This window comes from Pseudonocardia sp. TRM90224 (assembly GCF_021245725.1).
Lineage (GTDB): Bacteria > Actinomycetota > Actinomycetes > Mycobacteriales > Pseudonocardiaceae > Pseudonocardia.
The window spans coordinates 25572-36291 of sequence record NZ_JAJGSX010000061.1; the positions used below are offsets into that span (position 1 = coordinate 25572).

Consider the following 10720-nt stretch of genomic DNA (forward strand, 5'->3'; position numbering starts at 1 on the left):
GTGAGCGTTCACATCGAGTGTTGTGCGGCAGTGTGAACGTTCACACGGAGTACCGTCAAGACCTGTCTGCAAGGGAGACGCATGAGCACGCCACGGATCCGGCAGCCGTCGATGAGAGACGTCGCACGCGCGTCGGGGGTCTCCTACCAGACGGTTTCCCGGGTGATCAACGATCAGGAACGCGTGCATCCCGAGACGCGGGCCCGGGTGCTCGCCGCCGTCGACGCACTCGGCTACCACCCCAACAGCGCCGCCCGGGCGCTGGTCACCGGCCGCGGGTCCACCGTCGCCGTCGTCGCCTCCAACACCAGCCTCTACGGCTACGCGCGCACGCTGGAGGGCATCGAGGACGCCGCATTTGCCGCGGGCTACACGGTGAACATCACCGTGCTCCGCTCGCCCGACCAGTCCGACCGCGCCGACGCCGTCGAACGGCTGCTGTCACAACCGCTCGCCGGGCTGATCGCGTTCACCCATGACGATCTCGCGCGGTCGGCCGTCGAGGACGTGCCGTCCCGGATGCCCGCCGTGACGGTGTTCGGCACCGGGGCGGGCGGTCGGGCACACATCCTCCTCGACGAGGAGGGCGGCGCGCGGGCCGCCATCCGGCACCTGCTGGACCTCGGGCACCGCACGATCCACCACGCCGGCGTGCCACCGCTCCTGCCTTCGGGTCGACTCCTCGGCTGGCGCGCGACCCTGGAGGAAGCCGGCGTGCCCCGACCCGAACCGATCCCCGTGACCTGGGAGCCGCGCTCCGGGTACGAGGTCGGCTCGGCCATCGCCCGGCAGCACGACATCACCGCCGTGTTCGCCGGCAACGACGACATCGCGACCGGGATCGTGCGGGCCCTGATCGACAGCGGCCGCGACGTCCCCGGCGACGTCAGCGTGATCGGCTTCGACGACACCCCGCTCGCCGCGTACACCAGGCCGTCCCTGACCACCGTGTCCCAGGACTTCGTCGAGCTCGGCCGGCGCGCGTTCGACCTGCTCCACGGCCTCATCGAGCAGGACGACCAGCCGGCCGGCCCCACAGTGCTGCCGACCCATCTCGTGACGAGGGAGAGCACCGGCCCACCGCGCCGGTGACACCCGACGTGGCCGTCAGTCGGGGATGGCCGAGTGGTCGGGGACGACGATGCCGAACAGGTCGTTGATGGCGGCGAGGCTCGCGGCCTGGATGGTGGCGGCCGCGAGGGTGCCGGTGGGCCCGGGTGGCGGTTCGGCGAGCTCGGTGTGCCGGTGCTCGGCGGCGATCGCCACTTTCTGACGCGGTCCAGCGGGCGTTTCCGCAATGCACGACCGCGGCCAGCGGGACCGACATCGTCGGTCGGCCGGCCGACGCACGAGCTGCGCCGGTGCAACCGGATTGATGTAATGGGTAATAGCCATTACAGTCGTTCGGTGACGGTACCTCGTACAGCCGATGGGAAGCAGTTCAGGTTCCGAGCAGGGCGCTGGAGTCTCGACCTCTGCTCGACGCTGCTCTGGCGTCACCTCGCTCCGGTGGAGCTACTCAGGGAGCCGGCAGACCTGGATCGCTGGTTCGTGGCCGCGAACCTTTCCTGCGGGGACGCCGAGGCCACCTGCGCTGAGCTCGACGATGCGCACGCACTCCGGGAGTCCGCCTTCCGGCTCTTCCAAGGGCGCATCGCGGGAGAGGAGTTGCACGCGGCCGACGTCGTGGTGATGAATCGATTGGCAGCCCGGGTGGGGAGGTTTCCCCAACTCACCCGGCTCGGCGGTGTCCAGTGGTCGGCTCGGGCACCTGTGGAGGCTGGACTCGCCGCTGTAGCCGGAGACTGCATCGAGCTCCTCGGCGGACCGCTGAGCGGGCGACTTCGCGCTTGCGCGGCGCCGGACTGCGCCTTTCTGTTCGTGGACACGTCTCGACCTGGCACCCGGCTGTGGTGCGCAGAAGCCCGCTGCGGAAACCGACAGCGAGTGCGCGAACACCGGAAGCGGCAGGGGCACCAACGGTGAATCGGTGGACCGGCGTAGCACTGGGCAGCGCTGGAGTGCTCTGCTTCAGTGGTACGGCTCCAGCGACCCGCGTTGCTGTCGAGTTCGGCCCGGCGACCGTCACCGCGGGGCGGATCCTGATCGCGGCGGTGCTCGGCGCAGTGACCCTCCTGGCGACAAGGCAGCTTCGATGGCCGGGGCGCCGAATGGCGCTGCGGCTAGTCGTCGCCGGATCCGGGTTGGCTGTCGGGTATCCCCTCTTCCTAGCGTTAGCCGTTGAGCAAATCCCGGCACACCACGCCGGCGTCGTGATCGGTTTGACCCCCGCCGCGACCGCGGTGCTGTCCGCGCTTCGGCTGGGTGAGCGACCACCGACACGGTTCTGGTGGTCATGCGCGGCGGGGTTCGGAGTGATAGTGGCGTTCGCGGTGCTCCAGGCTGGAGGCGGTGTCCAGGTGGCCGACATCTGGCTGCTCGCCGGCGTGCTGAGCACCGCCGTCGGGTACGTCGAGGGTGGAAGGATCGCCGCCGAGCTGGGAGGTACGGCCACCTTGTGTTGGGCGATGATCCTGCTCTCGCCGGCAGCTATCGTCGTGATCGCTCTGTCACCGCCGACCCCCGCGACCAGTGCGGCATGGGTCGGACTCGGCTACGCAGGCGTGTTCAGCATGTTCCTGGGATCGATCCTCTGGTATCACGGCCTCGCCGCCGGGGGTGTCGGGCGTATCGGCCAACTCAATCTCGCACAGCCGTTCCTGGCCATCGTCTGGTCGGCACTCCTGCTCGACGAGCAACTGACATGGGCCGTACCCGCCACCGCGACTGCCGTACTCGCCTGCGTGGCTGTCTGCCTCAGCAGCCGGCCGAACTTTCAGAAAAACCGATAGCGCCGGCAGGCTGCGCGGGCTGATCCGGTCGCACCGAACCACACAGCTGGGCCTGTCGTCCAAGCTCGTGCGTGGTGTGTCGGGAAGTCTGGTCCGCGGCTGTATGGCCGACCCCGATGCGGCGATCGGGACGTAGCGCTCGGGGTCGGTCTGGTCGCTCGTGGACTGGATGCTGTGCCGCGACAGCTGGGCGTGGCCCGCTCGCATCCCGCCCGACGAGCACCTCTCCAGCACCAGCCGGCGTCGATCACCAAGTACTCCGCGCCCGCGGCGGCCGCGGACTCCACGAGCGGCAGCAGACGTTCCGTCGTCGGGTCGCCCGGCAGGCAGTTCATGTAGTCGTCGTTGAAGATCGCCGGGCAGGCCGTGTTGTCGACGTGCGGGCGCCGGACCCCGGTGTGGTCGTCAGTCGGGGATGGCCGAGTGGTCGGGGACGACGATGCCGAACAGGTCGTTGATGGCGGCGAGGCTCGCGGCCTGGATGGTGGCGGCCGCGAGGGTGCCGGTGGGCCCGGGCAGGGCCCGGGTGGCGGTGGCGGCGGCGACGACCGTCGACGCGTAGCCCAGGTTGAAGGCCGCCCGTGCGGTCGAATTGACGCACATGTGGGTCATGAACCCGACCATGATCAGATTCGTGTTGCCGGCCTCGGTGAGCCGCTCGCGCAGGTCGGTGTCGACGAACGCGTTGGGGTAGCTCTTCGTGATCACCGGTTCGTCGTCGTGGGGTGCGACGCGCTCGACGATGGCGCCGGTCTCGCCCCGGATGTCGAAGAGCGATCCCGCACCGTCGTCGTGCCGGACGTGGACGACCGGGATGCCCGCGGTTCGCGCGCGCCGGAGCAACCCGGCGGCATGGTCGAGCGCAGCCTCCACGCCGTCGAGTTCGAGCGGGCCGCCGGTGTAGGTGTTCTGGCAATCGATCACGACGAGGGTCGATTCCGCGAACCGGGCAGGAGCCGAGGGGAGCTCGCTCAGCCCTCGCAGTGTGGCCGGGCTCGACGGTTCTGGTTCGGACATCCGTGACTCCTGGGCTGCGTGATCGAGGAAGCTTGGGTGATGCTTGCTGAAGCAAGGATGCCACCGAGGACGCCACAGAGGTCGACCTACGGCGTGATCACCTCCACCGCGTTCGCGACGAGTGCATCCCTGAGCGCGGGCGGCGGCGCGGTGTCGGTGATGAGGTAGTCGGCACTGCCCAGCTCGGACACCTGGGCGAACAGCCGGCGGTCGAACTTGGACGAGTCGGCGAGTATCGCCACGCGAGCCGCGCGAGAGATCATCTCCTGCATCATCGCGGCTTCGGCGAGGTTGCTCGTCGTGTAGCCGGCGTCCGCCGAGATCGCACCGACGCCGATCAGCGCCAGGTCGCAGCTGATGTCCAGTTCGGCGCCGCCGTTGGCCCGGAAGCTGACCGGCCCGATCGTGGCGAGCGTGAGCGCGCGCACCGCGCCGCCGAACACGTAGATGTCGCGGATCGCAGTGGGCGGCAGCGCCCCGGGCACCAGCAGGTTGTTCGTCGCCACCGTGAGGTCGCGGTGCTGGCGCAGGCTGCGCGCGAGCGCCAGCGTGGTCGTCCCACCGTTGATCATGATCGTCGAGCCGTCCTGGACCAGCTCGGCCGCCAGCTCCGCGATCTGCTCCTTCTCCTGCTCCTGGAGGGTGAGCCGCTGGTCGACAGCCCGGTCGGTGCGGGAGACCGTGGACAGGCTGACGGCGCCACCGTAGGTGCGCACCAGCACACCGTCGGCACTCAGTTGATCGAGATCTCGCCGCACCGTGTCGATGGATACGCCGAAGCGCTCGGCCAGCTCGGCCACCGTGACCTGCCCGGTCTCGGCGACGTACGCCGCGAGCTGGGCCTTGCGGCCCGCAGGCAGCCGGCGATGGCGCTCGTGATTGTCAGTGCTCACTACTCCCCCTCCACAAGTGCGGCAGTATGCCACAACCAGGCGCCAGACGAAGCATAAACCGCAGAGAGTTGCATCGAGCGCGCCGCACGCTGCCGTCCAGCGTGCCGACGCGTCTGAGCCCTCCGGTTCCGGGCATGGTCGCAGTCATGCCGCGTACCGGTGCAGACCTTTGCCGTAGTACACGGTTTTCTGCTGTTCTTCTCTTGTCTCAGCGGTCAACACGCTGCTAGCGTGGCGCCGCTACCGCAGAGAACAGTGCAAATTTCAGTTCAGACTTCAGTGCAGACTTCGCCGACGAAGGAGCTCGCCATGGCCGTTCGCGCAACCCGGTGGAAGCGATTGATGTCGGCCGCGGCGGTGGCTGCGACGCTCGCGCTGACGGCTGCGTGCGGTTCGGGCGGCTCGAGCGGTTCGGACGGTGCCGCTGCGGGCGGCCCGGTGACGCTGGAGTTCGCCCAGTGGTGGGGAGCCGAGCTCCCGGCCGGCGAGTTCGACAAGATCATTTCTGACTTCACGGCGCAGAACCCGAACATCACGGTCAAGCTGCTGAGTGCGCCGTACGCCTCGACCAAGCAGCAGCTGGTCACCAGCGCGGCGTCGCAGACCCTGCCCGACGTGGTGGGCCTGGACGGCGCATGGGTCAACGACTTCGCCAAGCAGGGCGCGATCACCGACCTGTCCACGCTGATGACCGAGGCGAACTACGACCCGAGCCAGCTCGCCAGCCAGGTCCAGGTCGCCGACAAGACCTACATGATCCCGGTGGTCAACTTCGTCTACCCGCTCTTCGTCAACAAGGACCTGCTCGCGAAGGCCGGCGTCACGAGCGTGCCCACCACGCGCACCCAGTTCCTGGACGCGGCGAAGAAGATCAGCGCGATCGGCGGTGACGTCAAGGGCTGGGCGCTCCCGCTCGACTCCGCCGTCCCCAACGGCGTCCAGAACGACGTCATGTCATGGCTGTGGGCATCCGGGGGCAGCATGCTCCAGGACGGCAAACCGAATCTGAGCAGCGCTCCGGTCAAGAGCGCGGTCGAGTTCGTGAAGAACCTGAACGACGCCGGCGTCATCGCGCCCGGCTCGCTCACCATGAAGGAGCAGGACAAGGTCGAGAAGTTCACCAACGGCCAGGTCGGCATGATGATCGACTCGCTCGCGCACATCAACCTGATCAAGAAGAACAAGCCGGACCTGAACTTCGAGGTGGCGGCCCTGCCGGCCGAGGACGGCTACACCGGCGAGCGCGGCATCCCGTACGCGTCGTGGGGCATCGGCATCTCCGACTCCACCGAGCACAAGGCCGAGGCCTTCAAGTTCGTGCAGTACCTGCTCGGCAAGGACGTCAACGCGAAGCTCAGCACGATCGCCAACGGCTTCCCCGGCAACAAGAACGCGGCGCCCGACCTCAACGCCGGCGACCCGCGGTTCAAGACCGCCTTCGACATCTACCAGCAGGGCTACCCGGCCAACGAGTTCGTCGGCCTGCCCAAGTCCGAGGACCTGATGCGCCGCTTCAACGAGCAGCTCCAGCTCGTGCTGACCGGCGGGGCGAGCGTCGACGACGCCCTCGCCACGACGCAGCAGTCCTGGTCCGCAGTGATCGGGTGATCGGGTGATCGGATCCGGGGACCGACCATGACATCCGCGAACGTCGATCCGGCGGCTGCACCGTTGACCGCAGCGTCGGCCGGGGGGTCCGCCTCCGGCCGGCGCCACGCCGGCCTGACCAGACGCCTGGTCCCCTACGGCTACCTGTCCCCCACGATGCTGCTGCTCACGGTCCTGATGGTGGTCCCCATCGTCATGGTGATCGGCTACTCGTTCCGGGACAACGTGATCGTCAACAAGAACCCGGTGTTCGCCGGGCTCGTCAACTACGCGAAGGTGCTCACCGACGCGGATTTCCTGGCTGCGCTCCAGAACACCGCCGTCTTCATTTCGGTCAGCACCGCGGCCCACCTGGTCCTGGGCCTCACCTTCGCGATGATGCTCAACACGAAACTGCTGGGCGGGATCACGAAGGCCGTTTTCCGGATCGTCTACATCCTGCCCTGGCTGTTCACGATCGCGGTGATCGCCGTCATCTGGCGGCTGCTGCTCGACCCGGCCGGTGTCGTCAACTACGTGCTGCAGACGTTGGGGCTCATCCAGGACGGCGTGAGCTGGCTCGGCGAGCCGGGGACGGCGCTGTGGGCGGTGACGTTCGCCAACATCTGGTCCGGATACCCGTTCTTCATGATCAGCCTGCTCGCCGCCCTGCAAGGCATCTCGGCCGATCTCTACGAGGCGGCGGCGGTCGACGGGACGAACTGGCTCCAGCGGTTCGTCCACGTGACCCTGCCGCAGCTGCGGCCGGTGATCATCAGCATGGCGGTGCTCGACCTGATCTGGACCTCCCAGCAGTTCGCGCTGATCTGGATGATGACCGGCGGCGGCCCGTTGAACTCCACCGAGATGCTCAGCACCTACACCTACAAGCAGGCCTTCAGCGAGTACGAGTTCGCGACCGCGTCCGCCGCTGCCGTGATCGTCCTGCTCCTCACCGCAGCATTGGCCTTCTTCTACGTGCGCCAGCAGAGGGAGCAGTGACCGGAATGGCGAAGACACGCATAAAGACCCGGCACACCCTCGCAAAGGCCGGCGTCATCACCGGGCTGGTCATCGGGGGGCTGTTCGCCGGCCTGCCGATCGTGTGGATGCTCTCCACGTCGTTCAAGAGCAACGGCGACGTCTTCCAGAACCCACCGAACCTGATCACCGACACCTTCTCGCTCGACGCGTACCTCGAGATCCTGGGCAACGGCGAGCAGCTCCGATTCTTTCTCAACAGCTACATCGTGGCGTTCGCGGTGACGATCCTGACGCTGCTGGTCGCCCTCCTCGCCGGATACGCGTTCAGCCGCTTCAGGTTCCCGTTCCAACGCACGATCAACGCCGTGATCGTCAGCGTCCAGGTCGTCCCGCCGATCACGCTCGTCGTCCCGTACTTCGGGCTCGTCGTCGCGCTCGGCCTGTACAACACCTATCCCGGGCTGATCCTCACGCACATGGTGTTCACGCTTCCGTACGCGATCATCATGATCACCGCATACCTGAACACGCTGCCACGCGAGCTGGACGAGTCGGTCAAGATCGATGGCGGCACCAGCTGGACGGCGCTGTGGCGGGTGCTGGTGCCGATCTCGGTGCCCGGCCTGATCGCGGTCGGGGTCTACACGTTCATGATCTCGTGGAACGAGTACCTCTTCGCGCTCACGCTGACTCGCACCAACGACATGCGCACGGTGCCCATCGGCATCCAGCTGCTCATGGGTCAGCACTCCTACGAGTGGAACCAGATGATGGCGATGAGCATCCTCGGGTCCATTCCGGTCCTCCTCCTGTTCCTCCTGTTCCAACGACGGTTCATCGGCGGACTCACCGCCGGGGCCGTGAAGGCCTGAACCGCTCCACGACGAAGGAGAAATACCGCAATGCTGACGACCGGCAAGGTCATCCTGGATGTCGCCAACGAGCACAGCTTCGCCGTGCCCGCCTTCAACATCAGTGACTGGGCAATGTTCCAGGGGATCGTGGAGATCAGCGAAGAGACGAACGCCCCGCTCATCGTCGCCATCCATCCCGACGAGGTGCGGCACATCGGCCGCGAGATGATCAGCGGCATCATCGAGCGCGCGCACCGCTCGACGGTCCCGATCGCGATCCACTGGGACCACGGCGCCACCTACGAGCAGATCCTGGAGGCGTTCCGGTTCGGGTTCACCTCCGTGATGATCGACGGCTCGCTGAAGCCGTTCGACGAGAACGTGGCGATCTCCCGTCGGGTGACCGATTCGGCGCACGCCCTCGGCCTGTCGGTCGAGGCCGAGCTCGGCACCATCGGCGCGAACGACAGCTATGCCGAGGGCGGCTCCACCGAGATCATCTACACCGATCCCGACGACGCCGTCACGTTCGTCGAGCAGACCGGCGTGGACAGCCTGGCCGTGGCCATCGGCACCTTCCACGGCCTCTACCCGGCCCACTTGAAGCCCGAGCTCAAGCTCGACCTGCTCAAGGAGATCAAGAGCCGGGTCTCGATCCCGCTGGTGCTGCACGGCGGCTCCGGCAACCCGGACGACGAGATCCGGGAGGCCGCGCGGATCGGCATCAACAAGATCAACATCTCGACCGACATCAAGATCGCGTACCACGAGCGGATGCGCGAGGTGCTGGGCAACGACCCGAAGACGCGCGAACCGAATGCCATCCAGCCCGCGTGCATCGAGGCCATGAACGTCGTCGCCGCCCACAAGATCGAGCTGTTCGGTGCCGCCGGCAAGGCCTCCCTCTACTGACGTGAGCAGCGCGTCCCGTGTCGTACTGGGCCTCGGCGGCTGCGTCGACCACGAAATGACGCTCACCGCGGACGTGCTCGAGCGGCTGGTCACCGGGTACGGCATCCGCGCGGGGGAACTGGCGTCGCCCCCGCCAGTGGTGGCCGACGAGCGGGACCTCGTGGTGTCGATCCTCGGGTACGTGGCCCGTGGCGGGGGCGGTGAGCACTTCGTCGCCTCCGCCTCGGCGCTCGCGACCTTCACCGACCGGTTCCCGCACCGGACCACGCTGGGCGGCACCTCGGTGCGGGCCGGGATCCTGATGAGCCGGCTGGGCGTGCCCTCCACGTTCCACCTGGTCAGCATCAACGACACGGTGCGCCGACTGCTCCCACCGGACATCGACCACATCTGCAGCGGCGTCGAGGACACCTACCACCCCCACCTGATCGTCCAGTACGACCGGGACCTGCGGATCCGGGCCGGCGACCTCGACATCGTCGCGCCGTTCCCCAACCGGCTGATCTACGTCAACGACCCCGCCAACGAGGCCATGCTGCTCGCCGACGAGCTCGGCGCGCGGCTCCGCACGGCCGAGGTCTTCCTGATCTCCGGGTTCAACGCCATGCGCGACGAGGACGCGCTCGCCGAACGGCTCGCCGCGCTGCGCTCCCACATGCGGCAGCTGCCGCCCGGCGCGGTGACCTACTTCGAGGACGCGGCGTACCACGAGCCTGCCTTCAGCCGCCGGGTGCGAGACGCGCTGCTCGAAACGATCGACGTGTACGGCATGAACGAGGACGAGATGCAGTCCTATGTCGGACACCCCGTCGACCTGCTCTCGGTGCGGGAGGTCGCGGAGACGCTCACGGCCATGCACACGATCGTCCCGGTGCCGACGCTGGTGCTGCACACGAAGTACTGGGCGGTGGCGCTCGGCGCGCGCGCCCGCGAGTACACCGCGGCCTTGGACACCGGCACGGTGATGGCTGCCACCCGCTACGGCCACGGCGACGGGTTCACCGGCGAGGACGTCGACAACATGCGCCGGCGATCACGGCGGCCCGAATCCGTCGCCTTCGCGGCGGCGCTGCACGAACGGATGGGCGACGCCGTCCGCTGCGCACCGGGCTTCGCGCTCGACGTCGCGCACCCGACGACCGTCGGGCTCGGCGACACCTTCGTCGGCGGCTTCCTCGCCGCGCTGGCGTCAGCGCGGCCATAACGAGTGGAGCGGTTGTCGTCGTGGTACTCGGTCCGGATCCACCCATCTGGGCGGAATGAATTCCGGTAGACCATCCACCATTCGCACGATCCATTCGCTGGCATGTATTTCGCGGTGGTGCATTCGGCATAGCATGACGAGGTTGTCGATTTCAGTTGGTCCACCATTCTGCCATTCGACGACATGGTGGATGTCGCACCAACTCGCCGGGCGGCCACATCGTGCACATCCGCGGTCACGATCAGTCACCGCGCGTCGCATTCCGTCGGGAATCACCCGCGTCGAGCGGCCGATGTCGAGGGGTTGGCTGTCGCTGTTCATGACGATCGGGATGACTGCGGCGTTGCAGGCGAGCTGGCGGAGGTCTTTGGTGGTGATAGCGCCGCCGAAATCGAGGATCGCGGTGCGGACCCGGGT

The 10720-nt window shown here is 67.6% G+C and carries 12 protein-coding genes and 1 pseudogene; 9 read left to right on the plus strand and 4 right to left on the minus strand.

The genetic code is table 11. The annotated features are described in order from the left end of the window. The first annotated feature begins 81 nt into the window (after nt 1–81). Entirely contained in the window at nt 82–1092 is a 1011-nt protein-coding gene (locus LL648_RS40455) for a LacI family DNA-binding transcriptional regulator (RefSeq protein ID WP_232668275.1), read from the plus strand. Between the two features lie 15 nt (nt 1093–1107). Here the strand turns inward: LL648_RS40455 and LL648_RS40460 are convergent, their stop codons facing one another. Then, complete coding sequence (locus tag LL648_RS40460; RefSeq protein WP_232668276.1) at nt 1108–1266, minus strand: hypothetical protein; 159 nt, start codon at nt 1264–1266, stop codon at nt 1108–1110. 114 nt (nt 1267–1380) lie between these two features. On the opposite strand from LL648_RS40460, the gene LL648_RS45900 reads away from it, so the two are divergent. The 3 genes and pseudogenes from LL648_RS45900 to LL648_RS45620 all read left to right on the plus strand — a co-directional run bounded on the left by LL648_RS45900 (nt 1381) and on the right by LL648_RS45620 (nt 2852). Further along, on the plus strand, nt 1381–1986 hold the full coding sequence (locus LL648_RS45900) for a CGNR zinc finger domain-containing protein (RefSeq protein ID WP_374112184.1): 606 nt from the start codon (nt 1381–1383) through the stop codon (nt 1984–1986). After that, nucleotides 1983–2369: pseudogene (locus LL648_RS45905) on the plus strand (EamA family transporter); the annotation flags it as partial. The gene LL648_RS45900 and the pseudogene LL648_RS45905, both read left to right, overlap by 4 nt. Nucleotides 2370–2420: 51 nt before the next feature. Then, entirely contained in the window at nt 2421–2852 is a 432-nt protein-coding gene (locus LL648_RS45620) for a DMT family transporter (protein WP_232668277.1), read from the plus strand. A gap of 405 nt (nt 2853–3257) precedes the next feature. On the opposite strand, the gene LL648_RS40470 is transcribed toward LL648_RS45620, so the two are convergent. After that, nucleotides 3258–3869: a cysteine hydrolase family protein gene (locus LL648_RS40470; RefSeq protein ID WP_232668278.1), complete on the minus strand. Its 612-nt coding sequence runs from the start codon at nt 3867–3869 to the stop codon at nt 3258–3260. An 86-nt stretch (nt 3870–3955) separates the two neighbouring features. Beyond that, the gene (locus tag LL648_RS40475) at nt 3956–4762 is read right to left on the minus strand and encodes a DeoR/GlpR family DNA-binding transcription regulator (protein WP_232668279.1); all 807 of its coding nucleotides are present in this window, start codon (nt 4760–4762) and stop codon (nt 3956–3958) included. A 309-nt stretch (nt 4763–5071) separates the two neighbouring features. Here LL648_RS40475 and LL648_RS40480 point away from each other — a divergent pair, with 309 nt between their 5' ends. The 5 genes from LL648_RS40480 to LL648_RS40500 are packed head-to-tail and all read left to right on the plus strand — an operon-like array spanning nt 5072 to nt 10303. Then, nucleotides 5072–6370, plus strand: a complete 1299-nt coding sequence (locus LL648_RS40480) for an ABC transporter substrate-binding protein (protein WP_232668280.1) — start codon at nt 5072–5074, stop codon at nt 6368–6370. Nucleotides 6371–6397: 27 nt separating this feature from the next. After that, on the plus strand, nt 6398–7351 hold the full coding sequence (locus tag LL648_RS40485; RefSeq protein WP_232668281.1) for a carbohydrate ABC transporter permease: 954 nt from the start codon (nt 6398–6400) through the stop codon (nt 7349–7351). Between the two features lie 5 nt (nt 7352–7356). Then, entirely contained in the window at nt 7357–8205 is an 849-nt protein-coding gene (locus tag LL648_RS40490; RefSeq protein ID WP_232668282.1) for a carbohydrate ABC transporter permease, read from the plus strand. Nucleotides 8206–8235: 30 nt separating this feature from the next. Next, entirely contained in the window at nt 8236–9099 is an 864-nt protein-coding gene (locus tag LL648_RS40495) for a ketose-bisphosphate aldolase (protein WP_232668283.1), read from the plus strand. A 1-nt stretch (nt 9100) separates the two neighbouring features. Beyond that, entirely contained in the window at nt 9101–10303 is a 1203-nt protein-coding gene (locus LL648_RS40500; protein WP_232668284.1) for an ADP-dependent glucokinase/phosphofructokinase, read from the plus strand. Here LL648_RS40500 and LL648_RS40505 read toward each other — a convergent pair. Continuing rightward, nucleotides 10289–10720 (minus strand): HNH endonuclease signature motif containing protein (locus tag LL648_RS40505; RefSeq protein WP_232668285.1); only part of this gene is annotated, 432 nt, incomplete at its 5' end. The genes LL648_RS40500 and LL648_RS40505 overlap by 15 nt on opposite strands.

Coding starts and splice junctions, on each gene's coding strand:
- LL648_RS45900 (WP_374112184.1), top strand. CDS start 1,381: ATGGGTAATAGCCATTACAGTCGTTCGGTGACGGTACCTCGTACAGCC.
- LL648_RS40485 (WP_232668281.1), top strand. CDS start 6,398: ATGACATCCGCGAACGTCGATCCGGCGGCTGCACCGTTGACCGCAGCG.
- LL648_RS40495 (WP_232668283.1), top strand. CDS start 8,236: ATGCTGACGACCGGCAAGGTCATCCTGGATGTCGCCAACGAGCACAGC.
- LL648_RS40470 (WP_232668278.1), bottom strand. CDS start 3,869: ATGTCCGAACCAGAACCGTCGAGCCCGGCCACACTGCGAGGGCTGAGC.
- LL648_RS40480 (WP_232668280.1), top strand. CDS start 5,072: ATGGCCGTTCGCGCAACCCGGTGGAAGCGATTGATGTCGGCCGCGGCG.
- LL648_RS40455 (WP_232668275.1), top strand. CDS start 82: ATGAGCACGCCACGGATCCGGCAGCCGTCGATGAGAGACGTCGCACGC.
- LL648_RS40490 (WP_232668282.1), top strand. CDS start 7,357: ATGGCGAAGACACGCATAAAGACCCGGCACACCCTCGCAAAGGCCGGC.